Here is a 21134-nt window from a genome sequence, read left to right as displayed (position 1 = left end):
ATGCTAAAAACCATTTCACCGTTAATTTCCCCGACACTGCTCAAAGTGCTGGCCGAGATGGGCCACGGGGACGAAATCATTTTTTCCGACGCTCACTTTCCCGCGCATAGCCTGGGCCCGCAGGTGATTCGCGCCGATGGTCTTAGCGTCAGCGATCTACTGCGGGCAATTATTCCGCTCTTTGAGCTGGATAGCTACGCCCCGCCGCTGGTGATGATGGCCGCCGTGGAAGGCGACACGCTCGATCCCAGCGTTGAAGCGCGCTATCGCGATGCCTTGTCATTAGAAGCGCCGTGCCCGGATATCGTTCGTATCGACCGCTATGCGTTTTATGAGCGGGCGCAAAAAGCGTTTGCGATCGTTATCACAGGTGAGTGCGCGAAGTACGGAAATATTCTTTTAAAAAAAGGGGTAACGCCGTAATCTCTTGCCGGTGCGCCCGCATAACGCGGGCGTTCATCGAATGATGGGGTGAGAAAAATGAAAGCGGCACGCCAACAAGCGATAGTCGATCTGCTGATCAATCATAAAAGTCTGACCACCGAAGCGCTGGCCACCCGGCTTAACGTCAGTAAAGAGACCATCCGCCGCGATCTCAGTGAACTACAGACGCAGGGAAAAGTGCTGCGTAATCACGGACGAGCTAAATATATTCATCGTGAAAATCAGGACAGCGGCGATCCATTCCATATCCGCCTGAAAAGCCATTATGCGCATAAAGCCGATATTGCCCGTGAAGCGTTAGCGTGGATAGAAGAAGGAATGACGATTGCGCTGGATGCCAGTTCAACCTGCTGGTATCTGGCCCGCCAGTTGCCGGATATTCCCATTCAGGTTTTTACCAATAGCCATCCTATCTGTCAGGAGCTGGGAAAACGCGAACGCATTGCGCTGATAAGTTCCGGCGGCCAGCTTGAACGTAAATATGGCTGTTACGTTAATCCGTCGCTTATCTCACAGCTAAAATCGCTTGATATCGATCTGTTCATCTTTTCCTGCGAGGGGATCGACGGCGGCGGCGATCTGTGGGACTCCAATGCGATCAACGCCGATTTTAAATCTATCCTGCTCAGGCGCGCCTCGCAGTCTTTATTATTGATTGATAAAAGTAAATTTAATCGTTCAGGAGAGGCGCGCATCGGCCATCTGGATGACGTGACGCATATTGTTTCAGATGCGCCGCAGTCATAGGCCGGATAAGCGTGCGCCATCCGGCGCTGATGACGCGCCGGATGACGGCAGCGCGTTTTTACCGCTCGTCGCGACGTCCGCCAACAGCCGCCCACAACCGACGCACGTGTACCGTCACTTCTTCGCGATCGTGATAAAGCTGACGCGCCTGGATCTGCGCATTAACGCCATGCTCATCCAACTGCGCCTGAAGATACGCCAGGTTATGCGACACCTCTTCATAGCGTTTTTTCATCGGCAGTTTAAGGTTAAAAATCGTCTCCCGACACCAGCCGTTCACCAGCCACTGCGCCATTAACGCGGTGACTTTGGCCGGCTTCTCCACCATATCGCAGACCATCCATGAAATATTATTCCGGTTCGGACGGTACCTGAAGCCATCCTCACGCAACCAGGTCACCTGTCCGGTGTCCATCAGGCTTTGCGCCATCGGGCCGTTATCTACGGAGTAGACCCACATATTGCGCTTCACTAACTGGTACGTCCATCCGCCGGGACAGGCGCCCAAATCCACCGCATACATGCCGTTCGCCAGACGTTCATCCCACTCATCTTCCGGGATGAAAACGTGGAGCGCCTCTTCCAGTTTCAGCGTTGAGCGGCTCGGCGCATCAGACGGAAACTTCAAACGCGGGATGCCCATATAAAACGGTGAATTGTTATGCGCGAACGAATAACCGGTATAGCAGCATCCTGGCGCGATAAAAAAGACATGAACGACCGGACGCTTCGGCGTTTCATAATTCGTCAATACGCCCGCATCACGCAAAGCCGCGCGCAGCGGCACCGTAAATTTGCGGCAGAACTTCATCAGTTCTTTACTTTCATTGGTGTCGGCGACTTCAACCCGCAGCTCGCCGCCCTTTTCCACTACGCCCTGCAACATGCCGACAATCGGCGTAATTCTGTCTTCCGGCGGTAAATGTTGCAGCAGTTCACCCACCACAAACCACTGGCGGGCGAAAATCAACGAACTGAACGGCAGTTCTGAAATCAGCTTTTCGCCATCTTCCGGCTGATAGCATTCATAAATGACATAGCCTGCGTTCTCTTTTACGCGTGCAAAACCAAATATTTCCCGTTTTCCCGCCTTATCGGTAATTTCTGCAGCGCACTCTTTTTCAAACCCCGGACGGCAGAGCAATACAACTTTATTCATGGCTCGCGCCCTTACGTTTCATACGAATGGCGCCAATCAGTAATAGCGCCCAGCCCACCAGGAAACTGACGCCGCCGACAGGCGTGATATACGCCCACAAGCGCAGATGCGAAAGCGCAAGGCAGTACAGACTGCCGCTAAACAGCACCGTGCCCAGCGCCAGAAAAACGCTGCTCCAGTAAAACCAGATGCTGATACGGCGCTGCATCGCCACCGCCAGGCCAAAGATCGCCAGCGTATGGAACGCCTGATATTGCAGGCCGGTCTGAATCCAGCCCATTTCAACCACGCCCAGGGTTTTACTCAAAACATGCGCCCCGAACGCGCCCAGAGCAACGTAAATAAAACCGCTGATAGCGGCGACAATCAGCATAAAACGGCTGGTCATGGTCATACCCTAAGTTAATTATTGTTCGTAACGAAAACGGAATTTTTCTTGCTCCGTCGCCGCCTTCGCCAAAATCCACTGACGGAAGGCGGCTATTTTACCCAGTTCTGCCTGGCTGTCATGACAAACCAGATAAAAAGCATTCTTACTCACCAGAACATCGTTAAATGGACACACCAGTCGCCCGGCTTCAATTTCCGACTGCGCCATAACATTATTCGCCAGCGCGATCCCCTGTCCGTGAATAGCGGCCTGTAACACCATCGCGCTGTGGCTAAATATCGGCCCTTGCTGAACGTTAATATGGTTGAGCCCTAACTGACGAGTATAGGCCTGCCAGTCACGCCGGGAAGCATCGTGCAATAACGTGTGTTTCGCCAGATCTTCCGGCGTTTTTAACGGTTTTTCGCCTGTGAGCAATAAAGGAGAACAGACGGGCAGTAAATATTCTGCGTATAATTTTTCGACGCGCAAGCCCGGCCAGTTTCCCCGGCCATAAAAAATCGCGACATCGACATCGTCTGCCAGTTTATCTTCCTGACGGTCAACGGCTTGTATCCGAACGTCAATTCCCGGATAAGCTGAGTTAAAGCTGGAGAGTCTGGGCACCAGCCACTGGATGGCAAAACTGGGCGGTAAACTCACCGTCAGCGCCCCTTTGGCACTGCGCGCCTGGAGCTTACGCGTTGCTTCCGTGAGCTGGGAAAATATCTCTTTAATGTCGAGAAAATAGCTTTGGCCTTCTTCCGTCAGCAGCAGCGAACGATTGCGGCGGCGGAACAGTTTTAGCCCCAAAAAATCCTCAAGTGACTTAATTTGGTGGCTTACTGCGGCCTGCGTCACAAAAAGTTCTTCCGCTGCTCGCGTAAAGCTCAAATGGCGCGCGGCAGCATCAAAAACGCGTAACGCATTTAAAGGAGGTAATCGTTTTGACATGGCCTCTGGACTTAATGTCGAATGAATTTAACAAATAGGTAACAATATGTAACCTATTAGTTTTTTTAATCTGAGACATTATAAATTGTCCGTTGAGGTTCTACCAGCAAATACCTATAGTGGCGGCACTTCCTGAGCCGGAACGAAAAGTTTTATCGGAATGCGTGTTCTGATGGGCTTTTGGCTTACGGTTGTGATGTTGTGTTGTTGTGTTTGCAATTGGTCTGCGATTCAGACCACGGTAGCGAGACTACCCTTTTTCACTTCCTGTACATTTACCCTGTCTGTCCATAGTGATTAATGTAGCACCGCCATATTGCGGTGCTTTTTTTTGTATAACAAACGGTTAGTTTTCCAGAGCCACCATCTCTTTCACGTCAGTACGATTGATCTGCTGTTTGTTGCCATTAGCGTCTTTATACGAAATCATACCGGTATCGTTATCGGTCTGGGGTTTACCGTCGGTCACAATGCTACGTCCATCATTGGTGTGCATAACGTAATTAGGACCGGAACAGGCGCTCAGGGCAAAAGTCAGCATACATGCAGAGATAATTGCGGCAGTCTTTTTCATCTTCTTCTCCTTAAAGCTGTTTGTGCTATTTAAAGCGGACTCCGTAACAGGCTTAAACATTCGCCTAACATTATTCAGCATAACCTCCTTTACATAATTCGCCAGGATATACAGACGATTCCGATGGTTAGGACAAACCTTGTATCAGCCGCGCTTTTACGCCACGATCGGTAAACTGAACCGAGGAATATCATGAACGCTTTTAATCCCACGCAGTTTCGCGCGCAGTTTCCCGCGCTAGCCGATGCGGGTGTTTATCTCGATAGCGCCGCCACGGCATTAAAGCCACAGGCAGTCATTGACGCCACGCACCAGTTTTATTGTTTGAGCGCCGGTAACGTTCATCGTAGCCAGTTTGCGCAGGCGCAGCGCCTGACGGCGCAATATGAAGCGGCCAGAGCAAAAGCGGCGCGACTGTTAAACGCGCCCGATGAAAAAAGTATCGTCTGGACACGCGGCACCACCGAAGCGATCAACATGGTGGCGCAGTGTTACGCCCGTCCTCGTCTGCGCCCCGGCGATGAAATTATCGTTAGCGTCGCCGAGCATCACGCCAACCTTGTGCCCTGGCTGATGGTGGCGCAACAAACCGGCGCGCAGGTCATAAAACTGCCGCTTAATGACCGGCGTCTTCCTGATGTTGAGCGTCTGCCGGAACTGATCACGTCGCGCAGCCGGATTCTGGCGCTGGGGCAAATGTCGAACGTAACGGGCGGCTGTCCGGATCTCACAAGCGCTATCAGCGCCGCTCACGCAGCGGGAATGGTAGTGATGGTAGATGGCGCGCAAGGCGCGGTACACTTCCCGGCGGATGTCCAGCAGCTTGATATCGATTTTTATGCTTTTTCCGCTCACAAACTGTATGGCCCGACCGGTATCGGCGTGCTGTACGGTAAGCCGGAGCTTCTTGAGGCGATGTCGCCCTGGCTCGGCGGCGGCAAGATGATCCGTGACGTTAGCTTTGAAGGCTTCACCACTCAAAGCGCTCCCTGGAAGCTGGAAGCGGGGACGCCGAACGTCGCCGGGGTCATCGGCCTGAGCGCTGCGCTGGAATGGCTGTCCGATATCGATATTGAACAGGCCGAAAACTGGAGCCGGGGGCTGGCGACGCTGGCGGAAGACGCACTGGCGAAACGCCCGGGCTTTCGTTCGTTCCGCAGCCAGGACTCCAGCCTGCTGGCCTTTGATTTTGTCGGCGTGCACCACGGCGATATGGTGACACTACTGGCGGAATACGGTATTGCGCTCCGGGCTGGGCAACATTGCGCCCAGCCATTGCTGGCGGAACTTGGCGTCACAGGGACTCTGCGCGCCTCTTTTGCGCCGTATAATACCCAACATGATGTGGATGCGTTGGTTAACGCCGTTGACCGCGCGCTGGAACTGCTGGTGGATTAATGACAAACCCTCTTTATACCGGACACCCGTTCGGCACAACGGTAACGGAAGAGACGTTACGCGCTATCTTTCTCCCACTGACCCAGTGGGAGGATAAATATCGTCAGTTGATTCTGTTAGGAAAACAGCTCCCCGCTCTGCCGGATGAATGCAAAGCGCAGGCGAAAGAGATAGCCGGCTGCGAGAACCGCGTCTGGCTGGGCTTTACCCGATCAGATAACGGAACGATGCACTTTTTCGGCGACAGTGAGGGGCGGATTGTCCGCGGCCTGCTGGCGGTATTGCTCACCGCGGTGGAAGGAAAAAACGCCGCCGAATTACAGGCTCGTTCACCGCTGGCGCTGTTTGATGAGCTGGGTTTACGCGCCCAGCTTAGCGCCTCACGCAGTCAGGGGCTGAACGCGCTGAGCGAAGCGATTGTTGCCGCAACGCATAAGGGTTGAAATAGCGTAAATATTCTGTCGCCTGACAGCGCCGTCCGCGGCGGTCAGGCGATGCAGATAAAATAATCCAGTCACTTTATTAGTTTCGGCGTCAGATTTCCCTGATAAACATTCTTTTGATTTTTATCAGCTATCACAATGAAATTACAATGTTAGAATCCATGTTAAAACGGCGTGAAGATTTTAGAGTAAATAAAGCCACTCGATGTAGCGTAGCAGGAGAACTGGAAAATTCATACGCATCGGGTGAAGTTATAACAGGATATGGATAAGTGGAAAAATATCTGCGTAGCGGTACCATGTTTGTGGTACTGGCATTTATATTATGGGGGTTAACACCTTTATATTATCAATATTTATCAGGGGGAAATCTCGCACAAATATTGATATACCGGGTGTTCTGGTCAATTCCATTATTACTGGCAGTAAGATTGTTATTTCGGCAGCGAACGCGATTTCATGATGCCTGGAAAGATAAAAAATCTTTTTTCTTCTGCATGATCGCCGGACTTTTGATGATTGTCTCATGGTCATCTTTTATTTATGCGCTAACCCATCATCTGGTACTTGATGCCAGCCTCGGCTATTTTATCAACCCGCTATTTGTTATTGCGCTGGGATGCATTTTTCTTAAAGAAAAACTGTCGTTGTTTCAGGCCATCGCCGTTTTTTCTGGTGTCTGTGGCCTGACTTTTCAAATTATCATGCTACGGCATTTCCCGGCGCTGGCGCTAACCATGGGATTATCATTTGCGCTATATGGTCTGGCGCGAAAGTTTATACATTATGATGTGATGACATCGATAACGATTGAAACATTATGGGCATTGCCTGTCTCACTATTAATTTTTCTCTTTAGCGACACTGGACCAATTATATCCGCTAATACTCCTTTCTTTTTGTATGTTATGACGGCGCCAGTGACAATCATTCCACTGGTATTATTTGCCATCGCGTTAAATCATACCTCGTTGATTGTCACCGGACTGGCGCAATATATAGAGCCGTCTTTACAGTTCTTACTTGCCATTATGATATTTGGCGAGCACATTAATTACGCGGAACTGCTCTGCTTTTGTGCAGTATGGTTCGGGTTGTTTCTATGCATATCTGAAAATTTATATTCCCATTATCTCCGCGCCCGTCTGAAACCGGTGTTCGGCAGGGTACAGCGCTTCTTTCGCTAACAAAGAGCGCAGGGCCGGATACGCGTCTGCGTGACACTCCACCCCGTCCTTTTATTCTTGTCGCGCCGCTTTAGCCATGATCTTCTTCAGCGCATGGGAAACGGCGACAAAACCGAACGTTGCCGTCACCATCGTCGCCGCGCCGAAGCCAGAGGCGCAATCCATCCGTTTTGGCCCTTCTGCGGTAGCTTTCATCGCGCATACGGAACCGTCCGCCTGTGGGTAAACCAGCGCTTCAGTGGAAAAAACGCAGTCCACGCCCAGCTTACCTTTACTGTTCTTCACTACGCCAAAATTATGTTTCAATCTCTCACGCAGTTTTGCCGCCAGCGGATCCTGGATGGTTTTCGCCAAATCAGCGACCTGGATTTGCGTCGGATCGATCTGCCCGCCTGCGCCGCCAGTGGTCACTAAAGGAACCTTATATCGGCGACAGTACGCAATCAGCGCGGCTTTTGGACGAACGCTGTCAATGGCGTCAATGACATAGGTAAAACCCGCGTTCATATAACCCGCCACATTATCCGGCGTGATGAAATCATCGATAACCGTTACCCGGCACTCCGGGTTAATTTGACGAATCCGTTCGGCCATCACTTCCGCTTTCGCCAACCCAACGTTATCACGCAACGCATGGATCTGGCGGTTCGTATTGGTCACGCAGACATCGTCCATATCAATCAGCGTAATCGCGCCGATGCCCGTACGCGCCAGCGCCTCTGCCGCCCATGATCCCACCCCGCCGATTCCCACGACGCAGATATGCGCCTCAGCAAACCGCTGCAGCGCTTTTTCACCGTACAGACGCGCGGTGCCGCCAAAGCGTTGGCGCCAGGCATCACTTATCACCACTGACATATGACCTCAGAATAAAAAAAGGTGAGGTTATTCCTCACCCCTGCTCACTATTTTCAGGCCCGATAGCGATCGCGTTATCGGGCAATCCGGTTGTCGCAGAATACCACAATCAGCCGCTAAACACGTTACCGGCGCCCGGCGCGCTTTTTAACACCCAGACGCGACCATAGTGATTATACCATCCGGCACGATGCCCGGCATCCGGGCCAATCCCCTGGTAAATATCAAAGTGCTGGCCTTTAATCGCTCCGCCGACATCCAGCGCGACCATCAAACGTAGCTCATACTGACCGCTAAATTTACCGTTGTTATCCAGCAACGGTACTTCCGCCAACAAGGTCGTGCCAGGCGGAATGATGCTGCGGTCGGAAGCGACGGATGCTCGCCCAATCAGCGGTACGGCGCTGGCGCCTTTGACCGGCGCAAAAGATTGCGGCTTAAAGAAGACGAACGACGGGTTCTGCTCCAGTAATTCACGCACTTCCGCTTCGCTGTGCTTCTCTCCCCATTCGCGTATAGCCTGCATCGACATATCTTCTTTTTTCACTTCACCGCGATCGATAAGTACTTTACCAATACTGCGATAAGGCCAGCCGTTTTTACCAGCATAACTAAAGAAGTTCAGCGGACTACCATCACCGAAATCAATATAACCGCTGCCCTGGACATCCATAATAAAGTTATCCATCAGCGAATTACTCCAGGCCAGGATGTACTTATCGCTCAGCGCGCCTGCGTAGATCTGAGCGCGGGACGGTAAGCGTCCGCGTTTTGGCGGCATACTATAGATAGGGTACTGGAACGCGCCCTGCCGCGTATGGCGAGCCTGAACGACGGGCGTATAGTAGCCCGTGAACTGGACGTTACCGTAGTTGTCGGTGCCTTCCATCTGCCAGGCATCGATACCAAACTGGCGCATAGTGCGCGTATCGCCTCCGGAACGTAACCAGTTCTGGACAGCGTTATAGACGTTGCTTTGATTGGTGTATAAACGTGGCGACGCGGAACGGATCTGGTCGACCTGCTCGGCAAAGTCACCAGCATTAATCGGCGCGCCCACCGCGTCCGGCTGGTTTACCAGGGAGAAGGGCTGGGTAAATTTCCCGTCCTTATATTGCTGACCGCGATCGGTCGGTTTTGATGAACAGGCAGCCAGCATTGCCAGCATTACGCCTGTCGCCACATATTTTGCCCAACGTCCTTTCATGGTGTCTCGTCTTCTGCGTAATCGAAAGTGCCCGGTGAAGATAACAAACCGTCCGAAGTAATGAAATGCGATCGCGATCTCATTATGTAAATTCGTTTAAAAATCGCGCTATCTGCGGTGTATTTGCGCAATTCATGAGAAATTAGCGATTTATATGAAAAAAGGGTTGCAACAAAAGCTCAGCGGAGTATAGTGCGCATCCACGGACGCGGGGTGGAGCAGCCTGGTAGCTCGTCGGGCTCATAACCCGAAGGTCGTCGGTTCAAATCCGGCCCCCGCAACCAATTACAATGAGAATGCAAGTTTAGACGGACGCGGGGTGGAGCAGCCTGGTAGCTCGTCGGGCTCATAACCCGAAGGTCGTCGGTTCAAATCCGGCCCCCGCAACCAACTTAATGAACACCCTTACGGGTGTTTTTTTGTATCTGTCGTCTGGTCCGCAACGACAGTGCGGGCAGCATCCTACTTACCCGCGTAATAAACTCGCCGTCATCTCAGGTTAACTTCTTCTCGCCAGCGTCGCCCCATCGGCAAAATACGCTTTAATGCCCGCCAGAATCGACTCTGCGACCTGTTGCTGGAACGTCGCGGTCTTGAGCTTGCGTTCTTCTTCAATGTTACTGATAAACGCCGTCTCGACCAGAATAGACGGAATATCGGGCGCCTTTAACACCGCAAACCCCGCCTGCTCGACCTTGTTTTTATGCAGGTCATTAATTTTACCAAGCTGCTTCAACACCGCTTTACCGAATTTCAAACTATCGGCAATGGTCAGCGATTGCACCATATCGAACATCGTATGGTCGACATAACGGTCACCGCTTTTGCTCACGCCGCCAATTAAGTCCGAGGCGTTCTGCGTTTGCGCCAGATATTTCGCCGCGGTACTGGTGGCGCCTTTGGTCGATAGCGCGAATACGGATGAACCGCTAGGCTGCCGGCTGGTGAAGGCATCCGCATGAATAGAGACAAACAGGTCGGCGCGCTGTTTCTGCGCTTTCGCCACCCGGACTTTTAACGGAATGAAGATGTCTTCATTGCGCGTCATATAGACCTTCATGTTGCCTTCTTTTTCGATCAACGCGCGCAGGCGGCGGGCTATCTGGAGCACCACGTCTTTTTCACGCGTTTTGTATTTGCCTATCGCACCGGGGTCTTCGCCGCCGTGTCCCGGATCAAGCATAATGACAATAGGACGATCGCGCCCCGCTTTACCGGGCTGCGGCCCGCTTTGCGAAGGCGGCACCTGTTTATCCAGATCGCCTTTATTGTAGTCTTCCAGCAGCGCCAGCAGCGGATCCTGCATATCCTGCGCATTGGCAGGATAAAGATCCATCACCAGACGTTCTTTAAAGCCTGCCACAGGCGCCAGCGCAAATAGCTGCGGCTTCACGTTTTGTTTTAGCTCAAAGACCATACGCACAGTCTTAGGATCAAACTGCCCTACCCTTGCGGATTTGATATACGGATCGTCGCTGCGAATCTGCGCGCCAATGCCTTTAAGCACCGAGTTCAGATTCACATCCTCAATATCTACTACCACGCGGTCCGGGTTACTTAAGGCAAATTGTTTATATTTCAGCAGACGATTCGACTCTACCGTGACGCGGGTATAGCTGGACGCAGGCCAGATACGCACCGCAACGACCTGGCTTACGGCAGCCAGCCCGACCTGGCTCACGCTTAATAGCCACATGGCGCCCGCGCCTTGTAGTAAACGGCGACGGCTGATTGCTGAATTGGCTCCCGACATGCTTCTCCCGAGCAAAAACTAAATAGAGATCATACAAAGTTCATCCAAATTGACCGGAAACTTTAGCGAATGACGCATAATCTGTCATCTATAAAAGGGTAAACATTCTTTTTATATTCACGGCATTACTAAGAAAAGCGATCGGACCGCATAAAATTTACGCTTGCACAGAGGGCAAAAACAGAATAAAAATACGCTAATTTCGAATAATAATTCACTAGTAGGACGCGCAATGATAAAGGAACGTAAAACCGAACTGGTAGAAGGGTTTCGCCATTCAGTTCCCTATATCAACACCCATCGCGGAAAAACCTTTGTCATTATGCTCGGCGGCGAAGCCATTGAGCATGACAATTTTTCCAGCATCGTTAGCGATATCGGGCTACTGCATAGCCTCGGTATTCGCCTTGTCGTGGTGTATGGCGCGCGACCGCAAATCGACGCCAATCTGGCCGCGCATCATCATGAACCGATTTACCACAAAAACACGCGGGTGACGGACGCCAAAGCACTGGAGCTGGTGAAACAGGCCGCCGGTTTACTCCAGCTTGATATTACCGCCCGTCTGTCGATGAGTCTGAACAATACGCCGCTGCAGGGCGCGCACATTAATGTCGTCAGCGGCAATTTCACCATTGCGCAGCCGCTGGGCGTTGATGATGGCGTGGACTACTGTCATAGCGGCCGTATCCGGCGCATTGATGAAGATGCGATCAACCGCCAGCTGGATAACGGCGCGATCGTTCTGATGGGGCCGGTCGCCGTCTCAGTGACCGGCGAAAGTTTTAATCTGACCTCAGAAGAGATTGCCACTCAACTCGCCGTTAAACTGAAAGCGGAAAAAATGATCGGTTTCTGTTCTTCTCAGGGCGTTACCAATAGCGAGGGCGGCATCATTTCTGAACTCTTCCCGAATGAAGCGCAGGCGCGGGTGGAAGAGTTGGAAGCGCAGGGCGATTACAACTCCGGAACCGTACGTTTTTTGCGCGGCGCGGTAAAAGCCTGTCGTAGCGGCGTTCGTCGTTGCCATCTGATCAGCTATCAGGAAGATGGCTCGCTATTACAGGAACTGTTCTCGCGTGATGGTATCGGTACGCAGATCGTCATGGAGAGCGCCGAGCAGATCCGCCGCGCCACCATCAACGATATTGGCGGTATTCTGGAGCTTATCCGCCCACTGGAACAGCAGGGCATTCTGGTACGCCGTTCCCGTGAACAACTGGAGATGGAGATCGATAAATTTACCATTATTCAGCGCGATAATATGACTATCGCCTGCGCGGCGCTGTATCCTTTTGTGGAAGAGAAAATAGGCGAAATGGCCTGCGTTGCGGTGCATCCGGATTATCGCAGCTCATCGCGTGGAGAAGTGCTTCTGGAGCGGGTTGCCGCCCAGGCGCGGCAAATGGGGCTGAGTAAATTGTTTGTGCTGACGACGCGCAGTATTCACTGGTTCCAGGAGCGCGGTTTCACGCCTGTCGATATTGAGTTACTGCCTGAGAGCAAGAAAAAAATGTATAACTATCAGCGACGTTCAAAGGTGCTGATGGCGGATTTAGGATAACAAGAGGGGCCTGATGGCGCTGCGCTTATCAGGCCTACGCTCGAAAGCATCATTTGGAGGCCGGATAAGACGCTACGCGTCGCCATCCGGCGAGAACTCGTCTTATCCGGTACGACTGACTTCATCAAATAAGGTGGCTAATCCGCTGCGCCGCTCCGTACGTGTCACAATCGCGCTTGCCAGGATCCGTTCATCGGCATACAGAGATAACCGCCGCCGCGCCCGAGTAACAGCGGTATACACCAGCTCCCGCGTCACGACCGGCGAACGCTGGCTGGGTAAAATCAGCGCGGCGTGATCAAATTCAGACCCCTGAGATTTATGTACCGTCATCGCCCAGGTTGTATCATGTTCCGGCAGACGGCTGGGCTGAACGGACTTGATCGTGCCGTCCGGCATCACAAACCAGACGCGTAACCCCTGCCCGCGATCGAGCGCAATACCAATATCGCCGTTAAATAGCCCCAACGCGCTGTCGTTGCGCGCAATCATTACTGGACGCCCTTCATACCAGCGAGAATGCGGATGCCGCTGAATTTTTCGTTGCTGCACCATCGCCTGCTCAATGCGGTCATTCAGTCCCCTCACGCCAAATGGGCCTTCGCGCAGCGCGCAAAGCAGTTGATACTCATTGAAAGCCTGAAGGATTGCCTCCGGCGTCGCTTTCTCATGCAGCAACCGCAGGTAGCGACCATAGCCCGCCAGCGCTTCATCCAGCATCCCGGCATAATCGTCGCTGCTTTGCAATGTACGCTTCTCTATATCGCTAAACCCCTGCTGAAAAACAGCCTGGATTGCCGACCTGTCGCCGCAGTTAATCGCCGCCGCCAGCTTGCCGATGCCAGAATCGCTGCCGAAACGGTAGCTCTTTTGCAACAAACAGAGGCTATCGCGTAAAGACGCGGCTTGCGTTCCGGCCCCCGCCGGAATGGCGCTCCCTGTTAGTCGACTTAGCTGTCGGGCGCGTTCCGCCGTAAACCCTGCGTTGACATAGGCGCAAATATCGCCCAACACAGCGCCCGCCTCCACGGATGCCAACTGATCGCGATCGCCAAGAAAAATGACCCGCCCGTGCGGCGGCAGAGCGTCAATCAAACGTGACATCATCGGCAAATCAATCATTGATGCTTCATCGACCACCAGCACGTCCAGATGCAGCGGGTTGCCCGCATGATGGCGTAATCGCTGGCTGCCGGGCTGTGCGCCCAGCAGTCGGTGCAGCGTACTGGCGTCCTCCGGTATACGCTTTTTCTGCGCATCGGTAAGAGGAAGCTGACGCAACGCCGCGCCGAGCGACTCCGTCAGGCGTGCGGCCGCTTTCCCGGTCGGCGCCGCCAGCCGGATACGGCAACGTTCGCCATCCGCCATTTGAATTAATGCCGCCAGCAGCTTCGCGACGGTGGTGGTTTTACCGGTGCCGGGACCGCCTGAAATCACGGAGATACGGCGAGTTAGCGCTACGGCGGCGGCCACCTTTTGCCAGTTCACCTCGTCTGTCGGAGGGAATAGCGCGTCCAGAATACGGGATAACTGATCTTCATCTACGGCGATGGCCTGGTTAACCTCGTTAAAAAAGCGCGCAACCGTACGCTCGTTGCACCACATGCGATTCAGGTAGAGGCGATCGCCGCACAGAATTAACGGCGCGGGGCTATCGCCGCAGCTAACCGCCGCAGACGCCAGTAACCGCTTTTTCCAGTCAATTGGCGTAGCCGTTTCGCTTATCCAGGCGACCAGTAAGGGATGCGCCTCCTCCGTTAACGTTAAACGCGACAACGGCAGACACACGTGACCTTCACCTGCGTCATGACTAAGCAGCGCTGCCGCCAGCGTCACGGCGGGATCGTCGTTACCGGCGACGGTTAAAGCAAACTGGGCATCAATGGGCCGTAAGAGTTTTTGTTCAACGGCCTCCAGCAACCGCTCCTGGATTGTCATTGCGCCTCCTCACTCATTTCACCTGCAAACATATCATCCAGTTGGTTAATTAACGCCGCCGCAGGACGAGTGGTAAAAATACCCTGCTGCGGACGTTCGCTATCCACCCCGCGTAAAAAGAGATAGATGACGCCGCCGAAATGGCGTTCATAGTCGTAATTCGCCATTCGATGACGAAGGTAACGATGCAATGCCAGCGTATAAAGCTGGTACTGCAAATCATAGCGATGCGCCTGCATCGCCGCAGCCATCGCCGTCTGGGTATAAGCGGCGCTATCCTCGCCCAGCCAGTTAGATTTATAGTCGAGCAGGTAATAGCGCCCCTCATAACGGAACACCAGGTCGATAAAGCCCTTTAACATGCCGCGAACCTGCATGAAATCCAGAGCAGGGCAACCTGCTGAAAGCGGGTCGTATCGACGAATCAACGCATCCAGCTCTCCGGCGGTAAGCGGCTGGGCAATCGGCAGATAAAACTCCATTTCGACCTGTTTTTCACGCTCGGTCAGCACGCTCAGACTAACGCCCGTCTCGTTAAGGGGAACGTGTAACACGGTGTCCAGCCAGCGGGTAAGTACGGGCTCCCATCGCGTTTCAAAACCACTCAGCTCCAGTTTTTCCTGTACCCATTGGGGGTCTATCGGTTGAGTAAAATCAAGCTCTTCAAACAGGCTGTGCAAAAATGTTCCCGGCGATGCCCCGCGAGGAAAGTGATGCGGCGTCATTGCCGGCGCTTCCGCCGCTTCGCCAACGCCTGCGGCGTCAATGTCGAGACGAGGAATAAGATCTTGCGCCACGCTATGTCCCCGCTGCTGCAAACCGGAATAACTGGTAACGCGCCAGCTATCATAAAGCAGACGTTGCAGCGTTCTGGCGCTGAGTTCCGCGTGCGATGCAGCGGCAATTTGCCAGCGGTCGTTATCCGTACTGCCTGGCGTTCGACACACGATATCCTCGTCGCATAGCGCCTCAATACAGGCGCGAAGGCCTGCGGCATCCATCGGTTCGCCTTTTTGCAGGAGTCGCCCAAGCGCGCTTTGGTGCACATCCGTCTCGCCTTTCTTATCGCTGCGACGCCGCACCAGCGGCGCGACGCCGAGGCTGCAATGCCACACTGCACGGGTCAGCGCGACATAAAGTAGGCGCAGGTCTTCCGCCAGGCGTTCGGCTTCCGCCAGTGCTATGCTCTCTTCGGCGTGACTAAGGTCCAGCACCGCCTCGTAGGAGTGCCTGTCGTGATAAAAAGCCTGGTCCTGCACGCGGAAATGGGTGATAAAAGGTAGCCAGACTAGCGGGTATTCCAGACCTTTCGATTTATGAATGGTGACGATTTGCACCAGATGCTTATCGCTTTCCAGACGTAGTTGCTGGCTGGAAGCATTGCTATCGGGTTCAAGGATATGTTGCGTCAGCCAACGCACCAGCGCATGTTCGCTTTCCAGCTGCGAACCGGCTTCCTGTAACAGTTCGCTAATATGCAGAATATCCGTCAGCCGACGTTCGCCTCCCGCTGTCGCCAGCAGGTTTTCAGCAATATTGCGCGCCGACATTAACGCGCGCAGCATAGGCATGACGCCGCGTTTATGCCAAATCTGTCGGTAGCCATCAAACTCTTCAACAACCGCATCCCACGCATTTTCATCATTGTTAAGCGTTTCGATATCCAGCGCGGTAAGGCCCATCATTGATGTCGCCAGAGCGCTACGCAGCGTATTCTCACGTTCGGGCGCCATCACCGCCTGCAACACCCACAGCATTTCCTGCGCTTCGAGCGTTTCGAATACGCTGTCGCGGTTAGAAAGATAGACGGAGGGGATCGCCAGTAAGGTCAGCGCATCCCGTATCAGCGCGGCCTCACGCCTGCTGCGCACCAGCACGCTGATATCCGAGGCGCGAACGGGCCGCGACGAATCGCCATTCGTCAGCAGCGCGTCGCCCGTTTGTCCGGCGCGCAGCCAGTCGCGAATTTGCGTGGCGCACACCTGCGCCATATAACTTTGATAATCACCCGAACCGCAGCTTTCCCCCTCCATTAGCCACAGGGTCATCGCCGGTTGAGGCGCGTCATTCACTTTAAATTGCAGCGACTGGTTTCTGGGCGCAAACTTTACCGGACTGAAGGGAATATCGCGGAACATAAAGGCGTCGTTCATCTGACTGAACAGCTTGTTAACGCTATTCACCATCCCCGGCGCGGAGCGCCAGTTAGTGTCAAGCGTATAGTGCGCGCTCACTTCGCTGCGAGCCTTCATGTAGGTAAAGATATCCGCGCCACGAAACGCATAAATCGCCTGCTTAGGATCGCCAATCAGCAATAGCGCCGTATCGGGTTGATGTCGCCAGATACGGCGAAAAATACGGTACTGTTGTGGGTCGGTATCCTGAAATTCATCGATCATCGCCACCGGAAAACGGGTACGAATCGCCGTAGCCAGCGCCTCGCCGCTTTCACTACGCAGCGCGGTATCTAAACGGCTGAGCATATCGTCAAACCCCAGCTCGCCGCGCCGTCGTTTTTCCTGAGCCACCGTTTCACGGATCTCTGAGAGCGCTCGGGTAAGAACCAGATCTTTAATCGATAGCGGTTCGCCCAACAGGTTATCAATGGCGACAAACAATGGGTGCTGGGGCGTCACGCCGCCAGCTTTGGTGCGCTCAGCTAAAAAACGCTGTGAAAATTTTCCCAACGCCTCGGGTAATTGATAATTTTTGGTCTCTTCTTGCGCCCACGCGGTGATCTTTTCGATCCATTTCGCCTGATTGCCGCGGTTGAATTTTCTGCGATCGATGCCGGATGATTCGATTAGCGCGTCCAGCTCGCTAACCGCCTCACACCACTGCTGCTTCACCTGGTTGATGCGCGCCAGGATCTGTTCATGACGCGATGCCAGCGTCTCCTCCTGCGATGGCGGCGCTTTAATGACCGGCGCTTCGCCCTGCAGATAACGATCGATATCCTTTAAGAGCGTCTTCGGCCCCTTCCATACGTCAAACACCACCTGCGCGATGTCGCGCGGCAGCGGATAGCAATGACGCCGCCAGAAATCGGCGCAGGCCTGATAACGCAACAAAGATTCGTCTTCAATAAGCTGTTGCTCAAACAACATACCGGATTCGAAAGCGTTCAGGCTGAGCATACGCTGGCAAAAACCGTGGATGGTAAAAACCGCGGCCTCATCCATTTGTCGTTCCGCCAGTAATAACCACTGCGCGGCCTGCTTTTTGTCGCTAATTTCTTCCAGCAAGCGGGCATACAGCGGATTATCCGTGCTTTCTCGCAGACAGGCGATGCGCAACTCATGGATATTACTGCGAATTCGCCCACGCAGCTCTTCAGTGGCGGCCTCCGTAAAGGTTACCACCAGCAGTTCTTCAACGGTCAACGGACGGGGAAATGCGGCACTGCCGCCCAGACCGAGCAATAACCGCAGATACAGCGCCGCGATAGTAAACGTTTTGCCTGTGCCCGCTGATGCTTCAATCAGACGCTCGCCTGTCAGGGGCAAGCGCAGAGGATCAAGAGTCTCGGCGACATCATTCATTCTTTTCGCTCATTAGAGGTAACGTTTGCTGCAATGCGCTGACGTTATCCCACACTTTCCAGCCTGTCGGATGCACGTATTCTGCTTTTCCATTCTGGCTACCGGCAATCTGTGACAATATTGCCATACCTTGTGGTTCCACCACCGCCTGGTGGAAGAAGTCGGCAAGCTTTTGTGGCGTCAGCAATTTTATCTGAGCGATGATTTTATCACGCGAGTCAAAGCGCATATTACCCCGATCGAAATCCTTGCTTAAACGGGATGCTTCTTCGCCCAACGTTTGCGGCGCCTGGCGCATTTGCGTAATGATCGCCTGCTGAATTTGGGCGAACTCTTCCGGCTTCATCGCCCTCAGCTTCGCCTCGGCGTCAGGGAAAAATGCCTGATAGCGTTGCCACAGGTAAGAGGGCTGTTTATCGTTGCTCTGTAGCAGGAATCCCATTCCCCACTGACGGCCAACGCTCATCGGAAAGGCGAAAACGGCGTATCCCAGTTGCTCTTCGGTTCGTAGCTGATTGTAAAACCACGGTTGAACAATCTGACCTAACATCGCGCTGTAGGCGGCGCTGACGTACTCGTCGTAGCCGACCGGGACAAAGACCGCTGCTAACGCGGAGTCGGTGCTACTGCCCGCTTTTTCAAATATTACGGACTGCTTTTTCTCAACCACCACGTCTTTGTTGCGACACCACGCCGATCCGTTCGCCGCGAGCTGTTTTTGAACATCTTGCGCCAGAGAGGTCGCCTGGGCTTCGCTCATATTTCCTATAACCAGAAATTCCGGACGAGCGCCCGTTTTTAACGCATTACGATAGGCCATCACCTCTTTCAACGTAATGGACGGCAGCAAAGCGCGACGTTCATCACGGGAAAAATAAGGCACCTGCGAAATCATCTGCACCGGCATAATCGCCTGCTCGTAGGCTTTTCCCTTCTCCGCAGAATCCATCATCTGCGTATACCAGGATTTCGCCTGCGCCAGCTGTTCTTCCGTGGCGTCGTAGCTAAAATATCCTTCCAGCAACGCCAGGAAAAGCTGCGGCAAACGCTGGGTATAACCGTTCGCAGTGACCATCAGACCATTGTTGGCGTTAGTAGAAAAGCTAATGCCGCCCACTGCCGCCTGGTTGCTGAGCTGATCGAGCGCCATTCCCGCCAGATAATCATTAAGGGCGAACAGTACCTGATTGCGGGCGCTGTCCATCGCCTGCGGGTTACGCAATACCACGCTCACGTCAGCTTTTGGCTCGCTGGCGAAATAACGACTCGGCGCATAAACCACGCGCAAATCCGCTTTATCGACAATCAGTTCTGGCCGCACGTAGTTTTTGTCATTCTTAACAAGCGTAAAATCATCAGGAATATAGGGGTTTAACTCCGGCAGCGACAACGCAATGCCCTGTGCTTTTTGCTGCCAGTTTTTAAACGTCTGTTCGCTAATCTTATCGACCTGATAAGGCGCATCCACAAAATACGCAATCTTATTATGGGGTTCCTGGGGACTAATGTACCAGATGCGCGCATTCTGCGGCGTCATCATCGCCAGGCGATTTTTGATAGCGGCAGGATCGTAACGATCGGCGATATTCGCCGCATCCAGCGTATGCGCTACCGGGACGCGGATCATAGTGTCCGCCAGCCATTCGACATAGTCCATATCGCGGGTAATCGACGGATAGCGGAAGTCGAGATCCAGCACATGCGCCAGCTCGTCAAAGTAACGTTTATCTATCCCTTTATCACGTAACGTATTGAGATAGCTAAAGATAGCTGCGACGACTTCATCACGATTGGCCAAACCTTTATCGGTCAGCGTTGCCGAAATGGCAAATACGCCGCTGTTACCATTAACAATTGGATCGGAATCCGCGCTAATACCTTCGACCAGTCCTTGTTTTTGCAGCCAGTCAGAGAGCGTCCCCGGGCTACGATTGCCAATCAGATAAGAGACCAGTTCATCGGTCTTGCTACGGAACTGCGCGCTATTGTTATCAATACGAAACTCCACGCGCAGCACTTTACGCGGTAGCGCCGGCACGTAATGAATAATGATGCCCTTCTGCGCCTCGGTGATGACAGGTACGTTAATTTCCGGTTTTTTAATCTGTTTATTCGGCACGCGACCATAGGTTGCGGCGGCAATACGCGCCAGTTCCGGCAAGGGTTTATTACTGTAAATCACCGCCTTCATCAGATTAGCTGAATAGTATTTTTCATGAAAAGCGATCAGCGCCTGTTGCACCGGATTGCCCGGCTTATCGCTTAGCGTTTCCAGATTGCCGCCAGAAAAGTGCGAGCCTGGATGCGCCGGGTTAATGGTTTCGGCGCTTACCTGCGCCATACGCATACCGTCGCGGGTACGCGCCATCGTCAGCTCGGCATTCACCGCGTTTCGTTCGCGTTCGGCATACTTTTTATCAAGCAATGGCGCGGCAATAGCGTCGGCCAGGCGATCTACGGCGCCTGGAAGCGCATCGTTTTCAACCTCCAGGTAGAAGGCTGTTCGATAAGGCGCAGTGCTGGCGTTATGGCTACCGCCATGTCTTTTAAGGTATTCGGCAAGGCTATCCGCCTGCGGATATTTTTTTGACCCCATCAGGCACATATGCTCAAGATAATGAGCAAGCCCCTGATGAGCCTCAGGATCTTCAAGCGATCCAACGGGCACCACTAACGCTGAAAGAGACTTTACAGCCTGCGGATCGGATACCAGCAACACCACCATGTCATTATCAAGACGTATCGCCTGATACTGCCGAGTATCTTTATCGCTTTTACGGATAGTTTCTTGCAGCGGTTGCCAACCGATATCCGCCTGAACTGCAGGCCCCCAGAGGGCGACCAATAACAATAACGCTTTGAACCAGGTGCTGCGGGGCATTCACGGACCTCATCATTAACTTTCATTCCCACTCATCTGTATGGTCACGTAAACCATCGACCTGAGCAGAACGGGATATTATTGTGCTGAACCAGGCAGCATCTTTTTATCAGTC

At 53.2% G+C, this 21134-nt stretch carries 16 protein-coding genes and 2 tRNA genes; 8 read left to right on the top strand and 10 right to left on the bottom strand.

The window, feature by feature from the left end:
- On the top strand, positions 1-423 hold the full coding sequence (fucU, locus tag LCS67_RS04285; protein WP_000920848.1) for an L-fucose mutarotase: 423 nt from the start codon (positions 1-3) through the stop codon (positions 421-423).
- A gap of 57 nt (positions 424-480) precedes the next feature.
- Positions 481-1191 carry an L-fucose operon activator gene (fucR, locus tag LCS67_RS04280; protein WP_000642330.1) on the top strand — a complete coding sequence of 237 codons (711 nt, stop codon included), beginning with the start codon at positions 481-483 and terminating at the stop codon, positions 1189-1191.
- A gap of 58 nt (positions 1192-1249) precedes the next feature.
- On the opposite strand, the gene rlmM is transcribed toward fucR, so the two are convergent.
- The 4 genes from rlmM to LCS67_RS04260 form a co-directional block, all read right to left on the bottom strand.
- Complete coding sequence (rlmM, locus tag LCS67_RS04275) at positions 1250-2350, bottom strand: 23S rRNA (cytidine(2498)-2'-O)-methyltransferase RlmM (RefSeq protein ID WP_001045494.1); 1101 nt, start codon at positions 2348-2350, stop codon at positions 1250-1252.
- Positions 2343-2738, bottom strand: a complete 396-nt coding sequence (locus tag LCS67_RS04270) for a DUF423 domain-containing protein (RefSeq protein ID WP_000203913.1) — start codon at positions 2736-2738, stop codon at positions 2343-2345. Before LCS67_RS04270 ends, rlmM begins: the two co-directional genes overlap by 8 nt.
- 18 nt (positions 2739-2756) lie before the next feature.
- Complete coding sequence (gcvA, locus tag LCS67_RS04265) at positions 2757-3674, bottom strand: glycine cleavage system transcriptional regulator GcvA (protein WP_000044409.1); 918 nt, start codon at positions 3672-3674, stop codon at positions 2757-2759.
- A gap of 346 nt (positions 3675-4020) precedes the next feature.
- Positions 4021-4248, bottom strand: a complete 228-nt coding sequence (locus tag LCS67_RS04260) for a YgdI/YgdR family lipoprotein (RefSeq protein ID WP_000750393.1) — start codon at positions 4246-4248, stop codon at positions 4021-4023.
- A 192-nt stretch (positions 4249-4440) separates the two neighbouring features.
- Between LCS67_RS04260 and csdA the strand changes: the two genes are divergently transcribed.
- From csdA to rarD, 3 genes are all read left to right on the top strand, one after another.
- Positions 4441-5646: a cysteine desulfurase CsdA gene (csdA, locus tag LCS67_RS04255; protein WP_000991060.1), complete on the top strand. Its 1206-nt coding sequence runs from the start codon at positions 4441-4443 to the stop codon at positions 5644-5646.
- Positions 5646-6089 carry a cysteine desulfurase sulfur acceptor subunit CsdE gene (csdE, locus tag LCS67_RS04250; protein WP_000184198.1) on the top strand — a complete coding sequence of 148 codons (444 nt, stop codon included), beginning with the start codon at positions 5646-5648 and terminating at the stop codon, positions 6087-6089. Before csdA ends, csdE begins: the two co-directional genes overlap by 1 nt.
- A gap of 299 nt (positions 6090-6388) precedes the next feature.
- Positions 6389-7276, top strand: a complete 888-nt coding sequence (gene rarD, locus LCS67_RS04245; protein WP_014343890.1) for an EamA family transporter RarD — start codon at positions 6389-6391, stop codon at positions 7274-7276.
- A gap of 51 nt (positions 7277-7327) precedes the next feature.
- On the opposite strand, the gene tcdA is transcribed toward rarD, so the two are convergent.
- Together tcdA and mltA are read right to left on the bottom strand one after the other, a co-directional pair.
- Positions 7328-8134, bottom strand: a complete 807-nt coding sequence (tcdA, locus tag LCS67_RS04240; RefSeq protein ID WP_000117748.1) for a tRNA cyclic N6-threonylcarbamoyladenosine(37) synthase TcdA — start codon at positions 8132-8134, stop codon at positions 7328-7330.
- Between the two features lie 109 nt (positions 8135-8243).
- The gene (gene mltA / locus LCS67_RS04235; protein WP_000678621.1) at positions 8244-9341 is read right to left on the bottom strand and encodes a murein transglycosylase A; all 1098 of its coding nucleotides are present in this window, start codon (positions 9339-9341) and stop codon (positions 8244-8246) included.
- Between the two features lie 207 nt (positions 9342-9548).
- Between mltA and LCS67_RS04230 the strand changes: the two genes are divergently transcribed.
- Positions 9549-9625: transfer RNA gene (locus LCS67_RS04230), tRNA-Met, on the top strand.
- Between the two features lie 29 nt (positions 9626-9654).
- Positions 9655-9731 (top strand) — tRNA-Met (locus LCS67_RS04225).
- A gap of 109 nt (positions 9732-9840) precedes the next feature.
- Here LCS67_RS04225 and amiC read toward each other — a convergent pair.
- Entirely contained in the window at positions 9841-11094 is a 1254-nt protein-coding gene (gene amiC / locus LCS67_RS04220; protein ID WP_000011919.1) for an N-acetylmuramoyl-L-alanine amidase AmiC, read from the bottom strand.
- Positions 11095-11326: 232 nt separating this feature from the next.
- Here amiC and argA point away from each other — a divergent pair, with 232 nt between their 5' ends.
- Entirely contained in the window at positions 11327-12658 is a 1332-nt protein-coding gene (gene argA, locus LCS67_RS04215) for an amino-acid N-acetyltransferase (RefSeq protein WP_000588965.1), read from the top strand.
- 102 nt (positions 12659-12760) lie between these two features.
- On the opposite strand, the gene recD is transcribed toward argA, so the two are convergent.
- From recD to ptrA, 3 genes are read right to left on the bottom strand one after another with little or no spacing between them, the layout of a single operon-like run.
- Positions 12761-14596: an exodeoxyribonuclease V subunit alpha gene (gene recD / locus LCS67_RS04210; RefSeq protein ID WP_000155138.1), complete on the bottom strand. Its 1836-nt coding sequence runs from the start codon at positions 14594-14596 to the stop codon at positions 12761-12763.
- Positions 14593-18138: an exodeoxyribonuclease V subunit beta gene (recB, locus tag LCS67_RS04205; protein ID WP_031566391.1), complete on the bottom strand. Its 3546-nt coding sequence runs from the start codon at positions 18136-18138 to the stop codon at positions 14593-14595. Before recB ends, recD begins: the two co-directional genes overlap by 4 nt.
- Positions 18131-21019 carry a pitrilysin gene (ptrA, locus tag LCS67_RS04200; RefSeq protein ID WP_001138230.1) on the bottom strand — a complete coding sequence of 963 codons (2889 nt, stop codon included), beginning with the start codon at positions 21017-21019 and terminating at the stop codon, positions 18131-18133. The genes recB and ptrA overlap by 8 nt, the downstream gene beginning before the upstream one ends.
- Between the last annotated feature and the right edge of the window lie 115 nt (positions 21020-21134).

This window comes from Salmonella sp. A7 (genome assembly GCF_020181675.1).
GTDB lineage: Bacteria > Pseudomonadota > Gammaproteobacteria > Enterobacterales > Enterobacteriaceae > Salmonella > Salmonella enterica.
The sequence above is the reverse complement of the archived record's forward strand: the minus strand, read 5'-3'. Positions and strand labels throughout refer to the sequence as shown.

Bases quoted from the DNA above. Each gene is read 5' to 3' on its own strand.
- fucU (WP_000920848.1), top strand. From the start codon at position 1: ATGCTAAAAACCATTTCACCGTTAATTTCCCCGACACTGCTCAAAGTG.
- fucR (WP_000642330.1), top strand. From the start codon at position 481: ATGAAAGCGGCACGCCAACAAGCGATAGTCGATCTGCTGATCAATCAT.
- rlmM (WP_001045494.1), bottom strand. From the start codon at position 2,350: ATGAATAAAGTTGTATTGCTCTGCCGTCCGGGGTTTGAAAAAGAGTGC.
- LCS67_RS04270 (WP_000203913.1), bottom strand. From the start codon at position 2,738: ATGACCAGCCGTTTTATGCTGATTGTCGCCGCTATCAGCGGTTTTATT.
- gcvA (WP_000044409.1), bottom strand. From the start codon at position 3,674: ATGTCAAAACGATTACCTCCTTTAAATGCGTTACGCGTTTTTGATGCT.
- LCS67_RS04260 (WP_000750393.1), bottom strand. From the start codon at position 4,248: ATGAAAAAGACTGCCGCAATTATCTCTGCATGTATGCTGACTTTTGCC.
- csdA (WP_000991060.1), top strand. From the start codon at position 4,441: ATGAACGCTTTTAATCCCACGCAGTTTCGCGCGCAGTTTCCCGCGCTA.
- csdE (WP_000184198.1), top strand. From the start codon at position 5,646: ATGACAAACCCTCTTTATACCGGACACCCGTTCGGCACAACGGTAACG.
- rarD (WP_014343890.1), top strand. From the start codon at position 6,389: ATGTTTGTGGTACTGGCATTTATATTATGGGGGTTAACACCTTTATAT.
- tcdA (WP_000117748.1), bottom strand. From the start codon at position 8,134: ATGTCAGTGGTGATAAGTGATGCCTGGCGCCAACGCTTTGGCGGCACC.
- mltA (WP_000678621.1), bottom strand. From the start codon at position 9,341: ATGAAAGGACGTTGGGCAAAATATGTGGCGACAGGCGTAATGCTGGCA.
- amiC (WP_000011919.1), bottom strand. From the start codon at position 11,094: ATGTCGGGAGCCAATTCAGCAATCAGCCGTCGCCGTTTACTACAAGGC.
- argA (WP_000588965.1), top strand. From the start codon at position 11,327: ATGATAAAGGAACGTAAAACCGAACTGGTAGAAGGGTTTCGCCATTCA.
- recD (WP_000155138.1), bottom strand. From the start codon at position 14,596: ATGACAATCCAGGAGCGGTTGCTGGAGGCCGTTGAACAAAAACTCTTA.
- recB (WP_031566391.1), bottom strand. From the start codon at position 18,138: ATGAATGATGTCGCCGAGACTCTTGATCCTCTGCGCTTGCCCCTGACA.
- ptrA (WP_001138230.1), bottom strand. From the start codon at position 21,019: ATGCCCCGCAGCACCTGGTTCAAAGCGTTATTGTTATTGGTCGCCCTC.